This window comes from Pseudomonas sp. OV226, from assembly GCF_003148705.1.
Taxonomy (GTDB): Bacteria; Pseudomonadota; Gammaproteobacteria; order Pseudomonadales; family Pseudomonadaceae; genus Aquipseudomonas.
In genome coordinates, this window is record NZ_QGGS01000015.1 from 14319 (window position 1) to 34986 (window position 20668).

15 protein-coding genes are annotated in these 20668 nt (G+C 58.7%); 6 read left to right on the top strand and 9 right to left on the bottom strand.

Annotated features, from left to right (window positions below):
* Position 1: 1 nt before the first annotated feature.
* The 3 genes from C7534_RS21235 to fdnG are packed head-to-tail and all read right to left on the bottom strand — an operon-like array spanning position 2 to position 4653.
* Positions 2-655: a formate dehydrogenase subunit gamma gene (locus C7534_RS21235; protein WP_077432149.1), complete on the bottom strand. Its 654-nt coding sequence runs from the start codon at positions 653-655 to the stop codon at positions 2-4.
* Positions 652-1587 carry a formate dehydrogenase subunit beta gene (gene fdxH, locus C7534_RS21240; protein WP_046033175.1) on the bottom strand — a complete coding sequence of 312 codons (936 nt, stop codon included), beginning with the start codon at positions 1585-1587 and terminating at the stop codon, positions 652-654. Before fdxH ends, C7534_RS21235 begins: the two co-directional genes overlap by 4 nt.
* A complete protein-coding gene (gene fdnG / locus C7534_RS21245; protein WP_146206182.1) occupies positions 1588-4653 on the bottom strand; it encodes a formate dehydrogenase-N subunit alpha in 3066 nt (1021 codons plus the stop codon).
* A 354-nt stretch (positions 4654-5007) separates the two neighbouring features.
* Here fdnG and C7534_RS21260 point away from each other — a divergent pair, with 354 nt between their 5' ends.
* From C7534_RS21260 to C7534_RS21275, 4 genes are all read left to right on the top strand, one after another.
* Positions 5008-6162, top strand: coding sequence for a MalY/PatB family protein (locus tag C7534_RS21260; RefSeq protein WP_109786929.1), 1155 nt, complete (start codon positions 5008-5010; stop codon positions 6160-6162).
* Between the two features lie 239 nt (positions 6163-6401).
* A complete protein-coding gene (locus C7534_RS21265; RefSeq protein ID WP_109786930.1) occupies positions 6402-7745 on the top strand; it encodes a cation:proton antiporter in 1344 nt (447 codons plus the stop codon).
* A 260-nt stretch (positions 7746-8005) separates the two neighbouring features.
* Positions 8006-8233, top strand: coding sequence for a hypothetical protein (locus C7534_RS21270; protein WP_223525560.1), 228 nt, complete (start codon positions 8006-8008; stop codon positions 8231-8233).
* 295 nt (positions 8234-8528) lie between these two features.
* Entirely contained in the window at positions 8529-9005 is a 477-nt protein-coding gene (locus C7534_RS21275; RefSeq protein WP_046033169.1) for a hemerythrin domain-containing protein, read from the top strand.
* A gap of 67 nt (positions 9006-9072) precedes the next feature.
* On the opposite strand, the gene C7534_RS21280 is transcribed toward C7534_RS21275, so the two are convergent.
* Entirely contained in the window at positions 9073-10995 is a 1923-nt protein-coding gene (locus C7534_RS21280) for a hybrid sensor histidine kinase/response regulator (protein ID WP_109786931.1), read from the bottom strand.
* 147 nt (positions 10996-11142) lie between these two features.
* On the opposite strand from C7534_RS21280, the gene C7534_RS21285 reads away from it, so the two are divergent.
* A complete protein-coding gene (locus C7534_RS21285; protein ID WP_109787001.1) occupies positions 11143-11895 on the top strand; it encodes a DJ-1/PfpI family protein in 753 nt (250 codons plus the stop codon).
* Here the strand turns inward: C7534_RS21285 and C7534_RS21290 are convergent.
* From C7534_RS21290 to C7534_RS21300, 3 genes are all read right to left on the bottom strand, one after another.
* On the bottom strand, positions 11876-12775 hold the full coding sequence (locus tag C7534_RS21290; RefSeq protein ID WP_109786932.1) for a zeta toxin family protein: 900 nt from the start codon (positions 12773-12775) through the stop codon (positions 11876-11878). The two genes, C7534_RS21285 and C7534_RS21290, sit on opposite strands and share 20 nt — an antisense overlap.
* A gap of 128 nt (positions 12776-12903) precedes the next feature.
* Positions 12904-15183: an ATP-dependent DNA helicase gene (locus tag C7534_RS21295; protein ID WP_109787002.1), complete on the bottom strand. Its 2280-nt coding sequence runs from the start codon at positions 15181-15183 to the stop codon at positions 12904-12906.
* A complete protein-coding gene (locus C7534_RS21300; RefSeq protein WP_109786933.1) occupies positions 15180-16847 on the bottom strand; it encodes a VRR-NUC domain-containing protein in 1668 nt (555 codons plus the stop codon). Before C7534_RS21300 ends, C7534_RS21295 begins: the two co-directional genes overlap by 4 nt.
* 170 nt (positions 16848-17017) lie before the next feature.
* On the opposite strand from C7534_RS21300, the gene C7534_RS21305 reads away from it, so the two are divergent.
* Positions 17018-17242 carry a YgdI/YgdR family lipoprotein gene (locus tag C7534_RS21305; RefSeq protein WP_046033166.1) on the top strand — a complete coding sequence of 75 codons (225 nt, stop codon included), beginning with the start codon at positions 17018-17020 and terminating at the stop codon, positions 17240-17242.
* Positions 17243-17278: 36 nt separating this feature from the next.
* Here the strand turns inward: C7534_RS21305 and C7534_RS21310 are convergent, their stop codons facing one another.
* Positions 17279-19132: a polyurethane esterase gene (locus tag C7534_RS21310; protein WP_109786934.1), complete on the bottom strand. Its 1854-nt coding sequence runs from the start codon at positions 19130-19132 to the stop codon at positions 17279-17281.
* A gap of 169 nt (positions 19133-19301) precedes the next feature.
* On the bottom strand, positions 19302-20666 hold the full coding sequence (locus C7534_RS21315; RefSeq protein ID WP_046033164.1) for a TolC family outer membrane protein: 1365 nt from the start codon (positions 20664-20666) through the stop codon (positions 19302-19304).
* Positions 20667-20668: the final 2 nt, after the last annotated feature.

The window sequence follows — 20668 nt, forward strand, 5'->3', positions numbered from 1 at the left end:
CTTATCCTTTTTTGCTGATTGGCCGGTCCGGTTGTTCGTCGCGGGTCACTTCGCGGTACCAGAGTTCATGGTGTTTTTTCGCCCAGGGGCGGCTGACCCAGCCATGCACCATGGCGCTGACCGAGCCCTTGATCCAGATGCCGGCGTAGATGTGGATGATGATACTGAGCACCAGTACAAATCCGGCCAACGCATGCAGCAACATCGCCCAACGAATAAGGGTGATGCCAAAGTACGCACTGAAATACGCGCGCCAGATCACCAGTCCGGTCAACAGCAGCGCCAACATGCAGGCGAGCAAGGTCCAGAACAGCAGCTTCTGCCCGGGGTTGTATTTGCCGATGGGCGGCACACCCTCCTCCTCGTTTTGAATCACCTTGTCGATCCGCCTGAGCCACAAGCCGTCGTTACGGATAAAAAAGTTGGCCCGCCAGAAGCGGATCACCAGGCCCAGGAACAGCACGAACATCACCACGCCCATGAACGGGTGCAGGATGCGCGTCCACGGGCCACCGCCAAACAGGTTACTGAGCCAGAACAGCGCCGGATGAAACAACGCCAGCCCGGACAGTGCGGCCATGAAAAACAGGATCGCGACCAGCCAGTGATTGGTGCGCTGGCCGGCGGTATAACGCAGGATCGTTTTGTTGCTCATGGCCTGTCCTCCCGCCGCGGATCATAGGTATGAACCGATGGGTCAACCTCATGCACCGCCGGGTCTTTACCTGGGGGATGCTCATCCTCTTCCACCACCTGCGGCCCGATGCGCACGTAATGGAAGAACCCGGCCAGCACCGCCAGGCCCATAGCGAGCAAGCCCAGCGGTTTGCTCACGCCTTTCCACAATCCCACCAACGGACTGATTGCCGGGTCTTTCGCCAGCCCGGCGTACAGCTGCGGCGCGTCGGCGTGGTGCAACACATACATCACGTGGGTGCCGCCAACGCCGGCCGGGTCGTACAGACCGGCATTTTCGAAGCCACGGCTTTTCAAATCGACGATGCGCTCGGCGGCGTGTTCTTTCATGTCTTCCTTGGTGCCGAACACGATCGCCCCGGTCGGGCAGGTTTTCACGCAGGCCGGTTCCAGGCCGAATTCGACCCGGTCCGAACACAGCGTGCACTTGTACGCCTTGTGGTCCTTTTGCGAGATTCGCGGAATGTTGAACGGGCAGCCGGTGATGCAATAGCCGCAGCCGATGCAATGGTCCTGGTCGAAGTCGACGATGCCATTGGCGTGCTTGATGATCGCCCCGGGGCTTGGGCACGCGGCCAGGCAGCCGGGTTCGGCGCAATGCATGCAGCCGTCCTTGCGGATCAGCCACTCAAGGTTGCCGGCATCGGTTTCATGCTCGGTGAAGCGCATCAGGGTCCAGGTTTCTGCGCTCAGGTCCTGCGGATTGTCGTAAGTGCCGAGGTTGTGCCCGACATCGTCGCGCAGCTCGTTCCATTCCGAGCAGGCGACCTGGCAGGCCTTGCAACCGATGCACTTGGTGGTGTCGATCAGTTTGGCCACTTCCTCCTGATTGCGCACCGAAGGCGGGACTGTCGTGGTGGCCGAACGGGCAATGATGTCTTGGCTGGCCATTTAGACTTTCTCCACGTTGACCAGGAATGACTTGGATTCCGGGGTCTGTGTGTTGCCATCGCCGAGGAACGGCACCAGGGTGTTGGTCAGGTAACCGTGGCGCGTAAGCCCAGTAAACCCCCAGTGCAACGGGATACCGATCTGGTGCACCACTTGATTGTTGACCTGCAACGGACGAATCCGCTTGGTCACCACCGCCACCGCTTCAATGTGGCCGCGCTTGGAACTGACGCGCACGCGGTCACCGGCGACGATGCCCTTCTCCTTCGCCAGCACTTCACCGATTTCGACGAACTGTTCCGGCTGGGCAATGGCGTTGAGCTTGCAATGCTTGCTCCAGAAGTGGAAATGCTCGGTCAAGCGATAACTGGTGGCGGCGTAGGGGTAGTCCTTGGCCACACCGAGGGAATCCCACACCGAATCGAAGATCCGCGCCGCCGGGTTACTGGTGGCTTTCTTGTTTTGCGGGTGCAGCGGGTTGATGCCGATGGGCGTCTCGAACGGCTCGTAGTGCTCTGGGAACGGGCCTTCGTTCATTTTGTCGACGGCGAAGAACCGGGCCACGCCTTCGGGGTTCATGATGAACGGGCTCATCCCCGCTTCCGGTGGCACGTCGGCCTTGTAGTCGGGCACATCGGTGCCGCCCCACACTTTGCCGTTCCACCACACCAGGCGTTTTTTCGGATCCCACGGCTTGCCTTGCGGATCGGCCGAAGCACGGTTGTAAAGAATCCGTCGGTTCGCCGGCCAGGCCCAGGCCCAGCCTTGGTGCTGATGCATACCAAACGGATCGCTGTTATCGCGCCGGGCCATCTGGTTGCCGGTTTCGGTCCAGCTGCCACAGAAAATCCAGCAGCCAGACGCCGTGCTGCCGTCGTCCTTGAGCTGGCTGAACGCGGCCAGTTGCGCATTGCCCTTGATCGCCGCGCCCGTGGCATCGGTGAAATCGGTGGCGGCGTAACCGTTGATTTCCTTGGCCAGTTCTTCCGGTGTGGGTTCGTCGGCAATCTTGTACTGCCACGACAGCTTGAGGATCGGATCGGGATATGCGCCGCCCTTCGCCTGATAGCGCTGGCGCAGACGCAGGAACAGCTCGGCCATGATCCGAATGTCGGTTTGCGCTTCGCCCGGACCGTCCGCGCCTTTCCAGTGCCATTGCAGCCAGCGGCTGCTGTTGACCAGAGAGCCGTCCTCCTCGGCGAAACAGGTGGTGGGCAGGCGAATCACTTCGGTCTGGATGTCGGCACTTTTCACATCGTTGTACGGCCCGACGTTGCGCCAGAACTCCGAGGTTTCGGTGGACAGTGGGTCCATCACCACCAGCCATTTCAACTTGGCCAACGCCGCCATCACCCGGTTTTTGTCGGGCAACGCCGCAATCGGATTGAAGCCTTGGCAAAAGTAGCCATTGACCTTGCCCTGGCCCATCAAGTCGAACACTTTAAGGATGTCGTAGTTGGGGATGTCCAGCTTCGGCAGGTACTCGTACGCCCAATTGTTCTCCACCGTGGCATTGGCGCCGTACCAGGCTTTCATCAGGCTGACGTGGAACTTGCTGTAGTTCTGCCAATAGGACAGTTGCCCAGGCCGCAGCGGCTTTTGCGTGCGTTTGGTGATGTACGCCGCGTAATCCTGTTCGGCATCGCCCGGCAGCGTCAGGTAACCCGGCAGTGAGTTGGACAGCAAGCCGAGGTCGGTCAGGCCCTGGATGTTGGAGTGCCCGCGCAAGGCATTCACGCCGCCGCCCGGCATACCGACGTTGCCCAACAGCAATTGCACCATCGCCGCGCTGCGGATGATCTGCGAGCCGATCGAATGCTGGGTCCAGCCCAAGGCGTAAAGAATCGTCATGGTCTTGCCCGGTACCGAGCAAGTGGCGATCTCCTCCCAGATTTTCTGCATGGCATCGACCGGCATTCCGCAAATCTGGCTCGCCAGATCGATGTTGTAGCGGCTGTAGTGCTGCTTCATCAGTTGATAGACGCAGCGCGGGTCTTGCAGGGTCGGGTCGACTTTGACGAAGCCGTCCTCACCGAGCTCGTAGCCCCAGCCGGACTTATCGGTGTAGCTGCGCTTGGCCACGTCGTAACCGCTGAAAATCCCGTCCTCGAAGCCATACCCGGCTTTGACGATGAACGACACGTCCGTGTAGTTGCGCACGTACTCGTGCTGGATCTTGTCTTCGGTCAGCAGGTAATTGATCAGACCGCCCATGAAGGCGATGTCGGTACCGGTGCGAATCGGCGCGTAATAGTCGGCCACCGACGCCGTGCGGGTAAATCGCGGGTCGACCACGATCAGCCGCGCCTTGTTGTGCGCCTTGGCTTCTGTCACCCATTTGAAACCGCACGGGTGCGCTTCTGCTGCGTTGCCGCCCATCACCAGAACCAGATTCGCGTTGGCGATATCGGTCCAGGTATTGGTCATGGCACCACGGCCGTACGTCGGGGCAAGACTTGCCACCGTCGGGCCGTGTCAGACACGCGCCTGGTTATCAAACCCCAGCATGCCGAGACTGCGAATGACCTTGTGGGTGATGTAGCCCGCTTCGTTGGACGCCGCCGATGCCGCGAGGAAACCGGTGGTCAGCCAGCGGTTCACTATTTGGCCCTGGGCATTCTTCTCGATGAAGTTGGCATCACGGTCGGTCTTCATCAGGTCGGCGACGCGATCCAGCGCTTCATCCCAGGAGATGCGCGTCCACTCGCTGCTGCCGGGCTTGCGTACCTGCGGGTATTGCAGCCGACCGGGGCTGTGAATGAAATCCAGCAGGCCAGCGCCTTTGGGGCAAAGGGTGCCGCGGTTGACCGGGTGGTCGGCGTCACCTTCGATGTGGATGATATTTTGTGCGACGTTCTTCGCGTCATCGCCCAGGCTGTACATGATCAACCCGCAACCAACCGAGCAATACGGACAGGTGTTGCGGGTTTCATGAGTGTGGGTGAGCTTGAAGTGACGCACCTGTTCGGCAAAGGCAGGCGTCGGGGCCATGCCCAACGCCCCCAGGCTAGAGCCTGCAAGGCCGATGCCGGCGACCTTGAAGAACTGACGACGGCTGAGGTCCATCGTGCACTCCTGATCAGGTGGAAATCCGGTGCTTTGCCGGACTTTTCAATCAATCACGGTGGCGGCAGACGGACTGCCGACACCTCAAACTGTAGTCCGCGCATTGGCAATCGGTGTGAAAACCGACCGTCGGCCAGTTGTCGGCCTCTGTACCCATCGGCACGATCCTTGTGGGAACGGGCTTGCCCGCGATGGCGGTGATTCAGCCGATATAAATGTTGACTGTGCCGAAGCAATCGCGGGCAAGCCCGCTCCCACAGGGTTTTACTGCGGGCTTTCGCGAGCAGGCTCGCTCCCACAAGATTTGGCGCTTATCATGGCCGGCATGATTAATCCGCCGTTACGAGACCGCGCATGACTTTCGATTTTGATCAGGTGTTCGACCGCCATAACACCGGTAGCACCAAATGGAGCCGCTACCCGGCCGATGTGTTGCCGATGTGGGTGGCCGACATGGATTTCGCCGCACCGCCGATGATCATCCAGGCCCTGCAAAAACGCCTGGAACACCCGATGGTCGGCTACAGCGTGGCCCCGGACAACTTGCGCAAAGCCATCGTCGCCGACCTCTGGAACAAATACGCCTGGCGCATCGAGCCGCAAGAGCTGATCTTTCTGCCGGGCGTCGAGTCGGGCTTCAACATGGCCCTCAAAGCGCTGGTCCAACCGCAACAAAACGTCGTGGTGCAGGTTCCCAACTATCCGCCACTGCGCCACGCACCGGGCCATTGGGGCCTGAACAAGGTCGAGCTGAATTTCAATGAACTGGCCGACGGCACCTACACCACACCGCTCGACACCCTGAGCCAGTCGCTGCAAGGTGGCGGCGCGCTGCTGCTGAGCAACCCGCACAACCCGCTGGGCAAAGCCTTTCCACGGGACGAACTGCAAGCAATTGCCGACATCTGCCTAGAACAGGGCGCGTGGATCATCTCTGACGAGATTCACGCCGAGCTGTGCTTTGACGGGCGCAAGCACGTACCGATGGCGACCCTGAGCGCGGACATCGCCCGGCGCACGATCACGCTGATGTCGGCGAGCAAGGCCTACAACATTGCCGGCCTGAAAACTTCGTTCATGATCATTCAGGACCGCGCCCTGCGTGAGCAGGTCAACCACGCCCGTTGCGGCATGGTCGACAGCGTCAACCCGCTGGGCCTGGAAGCCACCCGCGTCGCGTACAGCGAAGCCGGGCCATGGCTGACGGAACTGAGCGCTTACCTGCAAAGCAACCGCGATTACCTGGTCGACGCCGTTCGCACCCGCCTGCCGGGTATCACCATGAATGTGCCGCAAAGCACCTACCTGGCGTGGCTCGACTGCTCGGCGCTGGGGTTGGACAACCCGCAGCAGTTCTTCCTGGACCAGGCCAAGGTCGGTTTGAGCCCGGGCCTGGATTTCGGCGATGACGCCCGGCAATTCGTGCGCCTGAACTTCGGCTGCCCGCGCGCGTTGCTCGAAGAAGGCATTGCGCGGATGGAGCGCAGTTTGCGTAACCACAAGGCCTAGCAACAACGACTATTCCTTTGTAGCAGCTGGCGCAGCCTGCGTCCGGCTGCGCAGCAGCCGTGCTTGTGGCGTCTGCTGCGCAGCCGGACGCAGGCTGCGCCAGCTGCTACAGGGTGTGGTTTCGCCAGAAAAAATGAACCCCTGCCAAATTTCCCCCTCAATACTTGTAAGCCCACATCACGGGCCGCTGAAGAGTCATGCACGAACCATCGCGACACCTGCCTGGCGAGTAGCAAACCATGAGTTTCATCCTGTGGGTCGCGGTGTTGGGCGTCGTGCTGTTGACGTTGGCACTGACCTCCTCGTACCTGCGATGGATGCCAGTGACCACGTCAGCGGTGTGCCTGGTGCTGGGCGCTGTCATTGGACCAGGCGCCTTGGGTTTGTTGAAGCTGAACACCGATGACGCAGCCAACTGGATGGAGCACCTGACGGAAGTCGCGGTGCTGTTCTCGTTGTTTGTCTGCGGGCTGAAATTACGCTTGCCGTTCAAGGATAAAAACTGGCGGATTGCGGTGGGGCTGGCGGCGCCGGTCATGGTGTTGACCATTGCCGGCGTGTGCCTGCTGTTGCATTACGGGTTTGCATTGTCCTGGGGCGCGTCGGTATTGATCGGTTCGATTCTCGCACCGACCGACCCGGTGCTGGCCAGCCTCGTGCAAGTCAACGATGCCCGGGATGACGACCCCGTACGTTTCGGTCTGTCGGGCGAAGCCGGGCTCAACGACGGGATCGCCTTCCCCTTCGTCATTCTTGGCCTGCTCTTGTTGCAACATGACAGTCAACCCGGCTGGCTGGGGGACTGGTTATTGCGAAGCGTGTTGTGGGCGGTGCCGGCCGGCGTGCTCAGCGGATACTGGATGGGGCGCGGCATCGGACGCCTGACGTTGTTGCTGCGAATCCGCAACGATGACAGCACGCTGTCCCCCAATGACTACCTGGCCTTGGCCCTGATCGCCTTGGCGTATGTCGGGGCCGAGTCGATCCATGCCTATGGGTTTTTATCAGTGTTTGCCGCCGGCCTTGGCCTTCGTCAGGAAGAGGTCAGCACCACCCGTCATGATGAAGTGCCCGCCGAACATCTGGTCCAGCCTGTGGTCGGTCATCAGAACGTCGAGCCGCAGCATGCCGTACATGGCGATACCGAGCACCTCGAAGACACACAGGTTGCGGCGGGCATCATGATGGGTGACATGCTCGCATTCGGCAGCCTGGTGGAACGGGCCATGGAAGTGTTTCTGGTGACCCTGCTCGGTGTCGTGCTGATTGCACACTGGGACTGGCGCGCACTGCCGATCGGGGCGGTTTTGTTTTGCCTGATCCGGCCGCTGTGTGTTGCCGTCATACCATGGGGGCCGCTACTCGACTGGCGACAAAGGCTGTTGATCGGCTGGTTCGGCATACGCGGAATCGGCAGCCTGTACTACCTGTTCTACGCCTTGAACCATGGGTTAGGGCAATCAACCGCGACGGTATGCACCGACATGACGCTGTCCTTGGTAGCCCTGAGTATCCTGGCTCACGGACTCAGCACGCAACCCATGCTGGAGCGCTATGAACACCGGAAAAAACAAATAAATTGATTGTTCACTCAAGCCTTTATGCCGTGGATTATCGATTTTTTTGCGCAAAATTTTTTGAAACCCTATGGGGTCCGGTGGTCACAACATCAGCCCCACCCGCCTGACATTATCTGGCGGGCCTGGCAGGTCTGGTCCCCCTGCGGCGAAGACGTTTCTTATAAGGGCCCCCACATAAAAACAAGGTGCCGGTCATGATCCAGTGTTCTTCCTCCGATCAAATCAAAGCCTGCCGTGCGTTCGCTCTGGAACGCAATCGTCAGATGTTCGAAGAAGCCCAAGCGTTAAGCCGTAGTGCTTTTGAGTTGCTGGAGGGCGACGATCTGGACGCAGAGCAGTTTGATCGCTATCAAGCCCTGCGTCGAAAAGCTGATGTGAAGTTTCAGGAAGCGATTGAGCATCTGCGCCTGCTCAACGAAGATTTTCCGCCCATTCCGAGGTCGGCCAATCAGTCTCATCAGTTGCGCGAACAGCTTGAAGAGCGGGCCTGAGCGTCGAAAAAAACCCGGCAATTGCCGGGTTTTTTTTGACTCCAAATTCATGTTTGAAACGGTAAGACGTAGACACGTTGCAGCGCTTGGTCGTATTGCACTGCGAACTGCATGGGCCAAATCCTGGACTCATGCAGCCTGCACGACCGCAGCGAACCACACCGGCGTTTATGTGATTGATTTTTATGGAATCTTGATCAGGCTGAATGGCGGCACGCCTTATGCTCAATCACCTCAAGCGACTGTCGGCCAATGAGTCCGTTCGCTACCCCCACGTTGATTTGAGAGACTGACCATGAACGCCATTGATCTGTTGAAAGCTGACCATGAACGTGTAAAAGGCATCCTGAGCCAATTAAGTGAGTCCACCGAACGCGGTATTAAAAAACGCGCAGAGTTGTTGGCCAAACTGGAAATGGAAATCAGCATTCATACCCGGCTTGAGGAAGAAGTCCTGTACCCGGCTTATAAAAAGGCCGGAGGCAAGGAGCAGGACGTGATGTATTACGAAGCCAAGGAAGAACACCGCACCGTGGACTCATTGGTGCTACCGGACCTGAAAGTGACCGATCCTTCCACTCCCGAGTTTGCAGGTCGAGTCAAAGTGGTCAAGGAGCTGCTGGAACACCACATCGAAGAGGAAGAAACGGAGATGTTCCCTCAAGCGAAAAAGCTGCTGGGGAAAGCGACCCTGGAAGAGTTAGGCGCTCAGATGGAAACGCTGAAGGCGCAATACAAAAAAGAACTGGGCGACGGTAACCTCGCCGCTTGATCTTGAGATACCAACATCAGGAAAGCCCGGCGTTTGCCCAAACGCCGGGGATTTTGCAGGGCGGCAATCACTTCATGGCCTGGGCAATGACTTCCACCAGATTGAGTTGAGTGAAGGGTTTGGACAAGCGTGGCAGTTCGACCGCAAAACCCTCCAGACGCTCGGCGTATCCGGTAGCGAGGACAATCGGCATTTCCGGCTTCTTCAGCCGAATGGCCTGTGACAGTTGCGCGCCATTCATATGAGGCATGGCCATGTCGGTAATCACCAGGTCGATGTTCTGCTCACTGTCGAACAATTCGAGCGCCTGAGCACCTGAGGCCGCACTGATCACCCGGTGACCCAGGTCTTCCAGCAGCAGGCCGGTACTGGTCAACACAAGGCTGTCGTCGTCGACTACCAAAACACACAACCGGGCCACCGGTTCTGATTGTTCTTCTTCGATGGCGGCCTTGATTACTGACGTGGTCGTAGCAACAGGAATCCATAATTCGGCAGTGGTGCCGATGTTCTTGTGACTCCTGAGAATGAACCGCCCGCCCAGTTGTTCGATAAAGCCATGCACCATCGACAGCCCCAGGCCCGTACCTTTACCGACGCCTTTAGTGGTGAAAAACGGATCCATCGCTGAAGCCAGGGTGTCAGCGTCCATGCCTTCGCCGGTATCGGTCACGCTCAAGCAGACATACGGACCGTTATCAAGCGATAACGCGGCTTGGTCGCAAAGCTCGGAGGACTTGGCCGAGATGATGATTTTACCGCCGTCGGGCATGGCGTCCCGGGCATTGGTGACCAGGTTCAAAACCGCCAGTTCGAGCTGGTTGACGTCCGCCATGACCGGTTTGAGTTCTGTTGAAAACTGCATGTCGAGCGCTACGGAAGGCCCCAGAGAACTGCGTAACAACCCACTGATGCCTTCCACCAACGCGGGTATTTCCACGGATTCGGACTTGAGTTCCTGACGTCTGGCAAAGGCCAGCATGCGCTGAGTCAGGGTCACACCGCGCAAGGCACCCTGCCGGGCGTTGTCGACCAAACGAGTCAATTTCGGGTCGTCCCCTACCCGTTTGCGGACGATTTCGAGATTGCCGAGGATGACCGTCAACAAATTGTTGAAATCGTGGGCGATCCCGCCGCTCAATTGGCCGATGGCCTGCATCTTCTGCGCCTGGAACAGCGCTTCGCGGGTCTGCTCCAGGGCTTGCTGTGCCTGGGTGGCTTCGGTGATATCACGGGTGATCTTGGCGAAACCAAGCAACCTGCCGGTCTCGCCCCATATCGGATCGACCACCACATGGGCCAGAAACCGCGTGCCGTCCTTACGCACCCGCCAGGCCTTGTTCTCGAATCGCCCCTCCTGTGTGGCAATCGCCAGGGCCCGCTGCGGCTCACCGGCTGCGCGGTCTTCAGGGGTATAGAACATCGAGAAGTGCTGGCCGATCACTTCTTCGGGCCGGTAGCCCTTGATGCGCTGGGCGCCAGGGTTCCAGTTAGTCAGGCGTCCCTCGGGGTCGAGCATATAAATGGCGTAGTCGGTGACGCTTTGAACCAGCAACCGAAACTGTTGCTCGCTTTGCTTGAGGGTTTCCTCGGCGATTTTCCGGTCGGTCAGGTCCCGGGTGATCTTGGCATACCCCAGCAATTTGCCGCTCGGGTCGACAATCGGGTCGATGACTACGTGCGACCAGAAGTGCGTGCCGTCCTTGCGCACCCGCCAGCCTTCGCCTTCGAATCGCCCTTCCCGATTTGCCGTGTCCAGCGCCCGCTGGGGCAAACCGGCACGTCGATCTTCTTCGGTATAGAACCTTGAAAAATGCTGGCCGAGAATCTCCGCTTCCTCATAACCCTTGAATCGCCGGGCGCCAGAGTTCCAGCTGGTGATGATGCCATCCGGATCGATCATGTAGATCGCATAGTCCACCACTGCATCAATCAACAGGCGAAAGCGCATTTCCTCGATGGAGTTTACTTTGGACGACTTCTCACTCATCGACTACACCCGGGATTAACATTTTTATGGAGTATGCGGTAAACCAAGGGTTTGGAAAGCCGCAAGGTGCATGTTCGGTGGAGTACTGGCACCAGACCCCCTATGCTCGATGCCAATGGCCATTTCTGGCTGACAAAAGGCGCCCCCATGATCCTGATTCTGTTGCCGACTTCTGACTACGACCCGACCGAGAGCAGCGTGCCTTGGCAAGCGATGCACAGAGCCGGGATCGATGTGTGCTTTGCCACGCCCTCAGGATTGCCTGCCTACGCCGATTCGCGGTTGGTGGATATCGGTTTTGGCCCGCTGAACCCTTTATTGATGACGCGCGAGCCTGATCTTGCCAGCTACAGGCAGATGATCGAAGACACGGCCTTTCGTAAACCGCTGTCCTACGCCGATGTCGACCCAAGCCAGTTCGAGGGCCTGCTGATTCCTGGCGGCCATGCCAAGGGCATGCGCAGCGTGCTGGAATCCACTCAGGCACAACAAATTGCCCTGCACTTTTTCAAGGCCGACAAACCGGTGGCCGCGGTGTGTCACGGTGTTTTGCTGCTCGCCCGCACGGTTGATCCCGACACCGGGCTTTCAGTGTTACAAGGGCGCAAGGTCACTGCACTGGTGGCCAACACCATGGAATTGCCGGCCTGGGTAATGACCGCTGCCTGGCTTGGGCGTTATTACCGAACCTACCCGCAGACTGTCGAGGCGGAAGTCACCGCCGCCCTTTCCAGCCCCGCAGATTTCCTGCGGGGCCCCTTTCTCGCCGTACGTGATTCAGCAGACCAGCCACAACGAGGCTTCGTCGTGCGCGATGGCCAGCTACTGACCGCTCGCTGGCCGGGAGACTGTCATCGCTTCGCCGCCGAATGGCTACGACTTATCGGTACACGTACTTGACGATGTAAGCCTGCAGGTCGTTGTAGACAAAGTCAGGCACTTGCGCTGCGTGTGCCTGGGTTTTGAGCAGTGCCAGGTGGCATTCCTTAACCATCTCGTCACGTTCTCTCTTGGTGTAGATGTGGTTGTTGATGATGTTGCCATAGGTGCTGTAAGCGGTTGGGGCCGTAGGAGAAACGACATCGGTGGCGGCGTTGGAATAGATTTTCTGGAAACGCGAAACCCGCTCTTTCAATCCGCCCAGCCCACGTTCATACACCGTGATCTGTGAGCCGCTGACTGCTTTCGAGGCGGTCTCGAAGGCCAGGATGATTGCTTGTGCGTTACTCATGCCGGCTTCCAGCGCCGACACCGTGACAAACCGTTCGAGCTCCCTGTTTTCCAGGCTCTTGAGTGCTCTCTTGATACTGGACAGGTGGGCGAACGCTTGATTGCAACCTACGATGTGCGTCTCGAACTGGTAACCGGCAGCGGTTGCCAGCGGAGGAAATGCGGCGAAATCGATGCTGTCGAAGGCGCACTCCACAATGATGTTGTATTTGAGGGTGAAGGCTTCGGTGAAGATCTTGGTACTGAGTTCTCGAACGAAGGTTTCCGTGTGCTCATAGGCATGCAGGACGCCGAGCTTGATCATCTCGGCATACAGGGGGTGTTTTTGTCGGTATTCGGGCACGTAAAGACGAACGAATTGCTCGTAGCGCTGGGTGGGTAAGAGGTGGTTTTCCAGTAGATAGGTTTTGCCGGAGCCTTGCAGCCCCGCAACAATCAATACCTTTGGGGTGGTCTGGGCGATGATCCCGCTGAACAACGAGGTCTTGATTTCATTGAATGCAGCCGTGACCTGCGCCGGGGTGTAAGCGTAATTCGGTGCAACTGACATACCTTGATTTCCTTATCAAAGATTCGCTTGAAAGTGATTGCCTGCCCTTTGAATAAAGCGGTGATCGGGCGTTTGTTCAAATCGGCGTGTCTTTCAAGATATGTCGCTGTTCTATAACGTAAAAAGTCCTACTCGAAAGCGCGAAGATTCGTCGGTTCAAACGCCCACCAGCGTGGCAATAGCTGTTTAACCTTGCTCTCGCCAAACCGGTCGTCAATCAGCATGACGATCCCTTGGTCCTGCTGGGTACGGATCACTCGCCCTGCCGCTTGCACCACTTTCTGCACGCCTGGGAACAGGTAGGTGTAGTCATACCCGGCACCAAACAGGGCGGCCATGCGGTGTTTCAGCTGTTCATTGACCGGATTGAGTTGCGCAAGGCCCAGCGTGGCGATGAAGGCGCCGATCAAGCGTGCGCCAGGCAAATCGATGCCTTCACCAAACGCACCGCCCAACACCGCAAAGCCAACCCCTTGGCTGTGCGTGGTGAACTGGTCGAGAAAGTCCTGACGCTGTGCCTCCCCCATTCCCCGGGACTGCGACCACCGTGTGATGTGCGGATGACGCTCGGCCAGTAACTGCGCCACTTGCTGCAGATAATCGAAGCTGCTGAAGAACGCCAGATAGTTCCCGGGACGCTCGCCAAATTGCCGGGCGATCAGCTCGACAATCGGCTCAAGCGACGCCTGCCGGTGGACGAAACGTGTCGAGATCTGACTGACGATGTGCACTTGTAACTGATCCGACTGAAACGGCGACTCGACATCAATCCACACCGTATTTTCAGGCGTGCCCAGGAGGTCGGCGTAATAGTGCTTTGGACTGAGGGTTGCAGAGAACAAGACCGTACTGCGCGCAGCGGTCAGGCGCGGGCGGATGAAGCCGGCCGGCACTACGTTGCGCAGGCATAGCTGGGACAATGGCCGCTGGCGGTCGAGGTCGCGCTTGCTGATGTCGAACAGGAACTGTTCATCGAAGCATTCGGCCACCCGGCAAAATTGCAGCATCTCGAAGTAGAAATTTTGCAGGGCGCTGTCCAGTCCCTGCGGGTGATCGTTCAAGTAGTCACCGATACTCGCGCTGCACGAAAACAAGGCCTGAAGCAGCTTTTCCGGTGCTTTGTCGTACGCCTGATAGGCACCGAGTTGCTGGTTATGCAGGGCATTCCACTCCCGATTGACCCGCTGCAAAGCCTTTTTCAATGCTTCGGGCGCGGTTTTGCGTATGTCACGCAGAGTCGATTGATCAAGGCTGGCGCTGTACATCTGCCGGCCGCGCTCCACCAGGTTGTGGGCTTCGTCGACCAGCACCGCGACGGTCCAGTTATTGGCTTGGGCGAGCCCGAACAGCAGCGCACTGAAATCGAAGTAATAGTTGTAGTCAGCGACCACCACGTCCGCCCAGCGGGCCATTTCCTGACTCAGGTAATACGGGCAAACCTCATGATCCAGGGCGACTTGGCGCAATGCAGCCTGATTCAACAGGCTCAGGTGGCTGGCAGCTTGACGAGCGGCAGGCAAACGATCGTAGAAACCCCGCGCCAATGGGCAGGATTCGCCATGACAGGCTTTGTCCGGATGCTCGCAGGCTTTGTCCCGGGCGATCATTTCCAGCACACGCAGTGGCGGCGCATCGGCGCTTTGTTGAATGACCTGGGCAGCGTCCAGCGCAAGCTTTCGCCCCGGCGTTTTGGCGGTGAGGAAGAACACTTTGTCCAGTTGCTGCGGCGCCAGGGCCTTGAGCATCGGGAACAGTGTGCCCATGGTTTTGCCGATGCCTGTCGGCGCCTGCGCCATCAGACAGCGACCGCTACTGACGGCCTTGAACACCGATTCAGCCAAATGCCGTTGCCCCGGACGAAACCCGGCATGTGGAAAAGCCAATTGCTGCGCCGCTTGATTGCGCGCCTCGCGATGGGCCATTTCCTGCTCGGCCCACTGCAGGAACAGCTCGCAGTGATGCTCGAAGAACTGCTGCAGGTGTGCTGCGCTGAACGCCTCGACCAGGCAGGTTTCCTTTTCGCTGACGATGTCGAAATACACCAGCGCCAGGTTGATCTGTGTCAGCTCCAGTTTTTGACACATCAACCAGCCGTAGATCTTCGCCTGCGCCCAATGCAGTTGCCGGTGATTGGGCGGTTGTTTGCTCAAGTCACCGCGATAGGTTTTGACTTCTTCCAGGCAGTTTTGCCCAAGGTCATAGCCATCCGCCCTGCCCTTTACCTTCAGGGTTTTGTGCACGCCTTCAAGGGCGACTTCGCTTTGATAACCGTCACTGCGCCGGGACGCGACGGTACGGTGCCCGACGATGCCTTCCAGCGCCGTCGGCGACGGGGTGAAACGCAGGTCGAGGTCGCCGACCTTGGCGGTAAATTCGCACAATGCCCGTACCGCGATGCTGTAGCTCAAACGCCCGGCTCCGCCCATTGCACGTAGCAGACGGCAATGGGCATTTGATGCTCGTGACAGAACTCCAGCCAGCGCAGTTGGTTGTCTTGCAGCCGGTCGCCGGGGCCTTTGACTTCGATCATGCGGTAGGTCTTGTGCTGGGGCCAGAACTGAATCAAGTCCGGCATGCCGGCGCGGTTGGCCTTGATATCCAGCAACAGTCGGTTGAACCAGTGCTTGAGGTGTTCCGCCGGCAGGCAATCGAGTGCCTGGTCCAGCAACGTTTCGCTCAGCACTCCCCAAAATACAAAGGGCGACTGAACGCCCCACTTGGCGGCAAACCGCTCACGAATCGTCTGCCGGTAACGGCCGTCATCGAGCTCAGCCAGGCAGGCGTCGAACAACTCGGCCCGGCGCGCTGAAAAGTCTTCATGCAGCAGGTCAGCCGGCCCACGCTGGAACGGGTGAAAGAACGCCCCCGGCACTGGCGCGAAAATGGCTGGCCAGCACAACAATCCGAACAGTGAGTTGATCAGGCTGTTCTCGACGTAATGCACCGGCGCCAGTTCTTCGGCGAGGTGGGCCTGAACGTAACCTTCCACCGATAACGCCAGATCGGTTCTTGGCAGTTGCAGGTCCAGGCGTTCCATTGGCCGGGGGGCTGACCGTTTGAGCGCCGGACCGCCCAGTTTGCGCCGCAGCCTGGGCAACACTCGTAGTAAATGCTGATGCTCGGAGGCGCTTTGCGGCGATTGCTCGGCAAGCGTCGCCAGGTCCAGGGCGAGTTGATAGTCACCACAACGCTCCAGCACGCGAATCAACCGCACGCGAGCGCCGGGAAAGGCACAGTCGCGGTAAATCGTCAGCGCACCGGCGAAATCGGCGATGCGCTCGCAATGCTGACCTATCTGAAACAACAACTTGTCGCGACGTCGCTGCAGCCAGGGATTACCAAGTGTCAGGCCGTTGATCCGCTCGACGATGGACGCCACCGGTTCGCCCGCCTCGAAATGCTGCTGGCATTGATGCAGGAATACACAGGCGTCCACATCCTGGCGACTGTGCAGGCCCCTGGATTCGAGGCTGAACTCGACTTTTTCATAGGTGAAAATGCCCAGATCGGCCAGCACGAACTCCGACCAGTCCTGATACAGGTTGCCAAAGAACATCAGCCGAAACCGGTCGCACAGGTCCATGATGGTCAAGGTGAACAGCCGGTCATGCAGTGCCGGACACCATTGGGCAAAGCGTTGTGCCTCGGGAAACTGTTCACTCAACTGTGCGAGCCAATCGGCCTTTTTGCCCTTCGGTTGATCGATCAGCGCGCCGAAGCATTGAAGAATTTCGCCCTTGAGCAGCACCTCGAATAATTCCTCGATGTGCAAGGGCGTCGTCTCATCAATCCAGCCCGCCGCCAACAACGGTGCGACAGCACTGGCGATGTCACCGATCTCGACGTAACTGAGTTTACCGGCCCGAAAATGCACGCCCTTGCGCATCACCATTCTGACCAGCAGCGCCCGCGACTCCCGAGGCAGCCGGGCGAAATCACGGATGAAGGCGTGTTCTTCTACACTTAATACATCGGCATAACGATGTTCAAGCCAGTCAAGCACTTGCATGAAGTTGTTGAGGTAATAGAACGGATCGTCGAGGGGGTTTGCAGTCACAGGGAAAAGCGCCATGGCAAGCGAGTACTGGTTATGCGTACAGATAACAGTTCCCCGCGGTACGGTGCAAACGGAAAAGGATAAGCGGCGGCGTTATTCAGTCATTTTCGGGCGGGCATCGAACTTTCTGCCAATCGATGGCACCAACCGACATAGAGGTTTTTTCAGCATTGCATGAGGTGAACATGAACATCAAAACCCTGGGTCTACCGCTGGCCGCAGCAGCCTTGTTAGCCCTGGCCGGCTGCTCGACACCGACGGTCGTGACCCTGCAAAACGGCACTCAGTATTTGACCAAGGACATGCCGAAAACCAAGACCAAAGACGGATTCTACGAATTTGAAGATATTTCCGGCACCAAAATCAAGGTCAACTCCAAGGATGTGGCCACGGTGCGCCCGGAAGACTGAGGACCGCGAAGGGGGCCTTACCGGCCCCCAACACTGTCAGGCAATCACAATCCCCGAACCGGACAAACTGTCCAGTCCAACCCCCACCAACGTCACCGAATCCCCACCCAATGTCAGCACCGTGTCATGCCCGACGGTGGTGGCATGTGCCCGAAAATCATCGGTGGGCGCCACGCCCTGAACCCCGAGAAACACCAGTTTGTCGTTTGCCTGATAGCCCACGACCCGGTCCTGGCCAAAGGCGCCACTGAACAGGAACGTATCGACCCCGCCTCCCGACTCCATCAGGTCATTCCCCGCCCCGCCAACAAAGACATCGTTGCCTTTGCCTCCGATCAGTTGATCGTTACCGTCCAGGCCAAACAACCAATCGCCCGTGGCCTGCGCCTTGAGCGTATCGGCCCCGGCGCCACCCTTCACCGATGAGGCGTATGCGGTCACGTTGTTGCCGGTCACTAGCCCGTTGGCCGTCACGCTGTGGGTCACATCGTCCTTGAACAGCCCCCACAGGAATCCCGGTTCCTTGCTGACAATGCTGCCGATGTCCCGGGTAATGCTGATGCCGCCATTGGCATCGCGAAGGTATAAGGTGCCAGCGCCGTCATTGGCAAACTCGACGGTCTTCGACGACGCCTGCAACTCCAGCACATTATTGCCCTTGCCGCCCAACAGGATGTTGTAGCCGCCACCATCGCGGAAGGTGTCGTTACCGTCGCGGCCCTCCAGGTAGTCGGTGCCTTGCCCGCCCTGAATCAGGTCGTTGGCGTCGCTGCCGATGATGAACGTGCTGCCCTTGTGGGTTTCGGCAATGCGGTTGAGGTCCTGAACCCAGGTATTGGCGCGCGCCGGGTCCGACAGGTTGGCGACGATGATCGTCGAGTCTTTGCTGGTGAGGTCGTAGAACTTCGATTCAATCACCCGGTTCATGCCGTCGCCGTAAGCGGTGGGCAAATGCGAGATCCAGGTCGGGATGTTGAGAATGGAATACGGCAGCACATTCCACGCTGTCGACGCGTAGTGATCGTTGAAGCTGACGATGTTGTCGGTCGCCGACTCCTTGGCGGCATCGTGCACACCCACCGACGACAGGTTGAACGTTGAACCGTCGAGGGCCCGGAACACAGGATCGTTTTCATAGCCGACGTTGAGTACTTTGTCGGTGCCACTTTGAGTCGGCGACGCGTAGGCGATGTAGTTGGAGTCCGAGAAAAACCCGCCCCACTTATCCGTGCTCAAGTCCGCCAGGCTGTTGACCGCCAAGCCGCCGAGGCTATGGCCGCTGACCACGATGTTTTTACCCGACAGGCCATTGGCCTGGGCGAACGCCGCCACGTCGCCGAGCAGGTTGCCGAAGGCTTCGCCGACGTAGTTTTTTGCATAATCCTTGGGGCCCAACGCCGCCAGCAGATCGTTGATCACGTCACCAATGGAATCGCTGATCAGGGTTTCTCGTGGGCCGCTGGTGCCGCGAAAGGCGATGCCGATTTCGGTCAAGTGTCCCTGAGTATCGTACTTGCCGAGGATCTCGACTTGCGCACTGGTGTAACCGGCCTTTTCGCCGAAGAACGTTCCGCGAGCGTCAACCTTGCCGTCATAGCCCAACTGCGTGGCGGTGATCGGTGTCCAGCCGGCTTTTTGCACCGCGTCCAGTGCGGCTTTTTCCGAATCCGGGTTCCAGGGAATGCCGGGGATGACGCCCTGTGAATCGGTGCCGCCCAGCAACGCGGTGACCAATGTCGCGGGCAAACCCAGGCCGAAACCGTTGTGCTGATAGCCGGTGGCAAAGCCGTTGTCGAGGTTGTGATAGGAATACAACGTGATGGCCATGGCGTCGGTGAACAACGCCTTGGAGTCTGCCGTGTTGAAGTTTTTGTAGTCGTACACACCCATTGGTATTGCCTCTCTTTTGTTGGAATTGTCAGAGATGGCTCACAACCAGGACGCCTCGATCACGAAGCGCCCCGGAGCCTTTAGTGCATGCAGCCTTTACGCAAACGTGATGCCTGGCGCCGACAGGTTTCAGCCCGACGCAGGCTACGCCAGCGGCTACAGGTTCAACTCATTGGGTTGTCGGACCTTGGCCGAACGCCTCGTCTACCTTGGCCAGATCCTGTTCGCTCAAGGTCCCCGCGTAGTAATGCAACTTGGTCCAGGCCATCAAGTAGTCATAGCGTGTCTGAGCCAAATCCCGGCGAGTGGTAAAGAGTTGTTGTTCTGCGTTCAGCGCATCCAGGTTGACGCGCTCGCCACCCAGGATGCTTTGCTTGGTCGACACCACCAGCGCTTCGGCAGACACCAGGGCTTTTTGATAGGCGCGCAGCTTGTTGACGCCCGACAGGCAGGCGCTGAACTGTCGGCGCAGCTGGATCATGGTTTCCCGGGTCTTGCCATCCAGTTCGTACTCGGCCTGTTCCATGTTGCGACTGGCCTGGCGGGTGGACGCCGATACCCCGCCACCGGCATACAGCGGCACGTTGACTTCGATGCCGATGGTGTTGGTGTCGTAACGCTGGTTATAAGTGTTGCCGCTTTCCGATTCGTTCTGGCGCGCCGAGGCATAGGCACTGACTTTGGGCAGGTGGCCCGCGCGGTTGCGTTCCACTTCATAACGCGCCACTTCCACGGCCTGACGCTGGGAGGCCAGGCTCGGGTTATTGGCCACCGCCATTTCGTGCCAGGTGTCGTAGTTGGCCGGTTGCAGGATGAAGGTCTGGAAGTGCTGGTCCAGCGGCGCCAGGTCGGCGATGTCGATCGTCGGGACGCCAATCAGCGCACCCAGCTCACGCAAGGACGCATCCTGCTCGTTGCGTGCCTCGATTTCTTCAGCGGTCGCCAGTTCGTAACGGGACTCCGACTCAAGCGTATCGGTGCGCGTGCCCTCGCCCTGGCGGAACATCTGCTCGTTCTGCTGGAACTGCTGCTCGTAGGCCTTTTTCCGCGCCTGCGCAATGTCGATCTGATCCTGGGCAAACAGTGCCTTGGTGTAGTTCTCCAACACCCGCACCAACAGCTCCTGGCTCTTGCCGCGAAAGGCCTCATCGGCAAACAACGACTGCGCCACGCCTTTGCGATACGCCGCGTAAGCTTCGTAATCGAGCAAGGGTTGTTGCAGGGTCAAGGTCGAGCCGTAACTGCTGTAATTGCGGTCATCGGTCTGATTTTGCCGACGCTCATCAAGGTAGGTGACCTTGGAGGTGTTGCGTCCCTTGTTGTAGTTGTAAGCCAGCTTTGGCAGCAGGCCAGCACGGCCAATAAGGCGGTTTTCAAGGCCCGCATCGCGTTCCTTGATCGCGCCAAGGAACACCGGGTCATTGCGCAACGCTTGTTCGTAGATAGCGAACGGCCCCATGGCCATCACACTGTTGCACGTCAGCAACACCAGGGTTGCCGCGAGCAGGGAAAGCTTATTCATACAGCCGAACATCC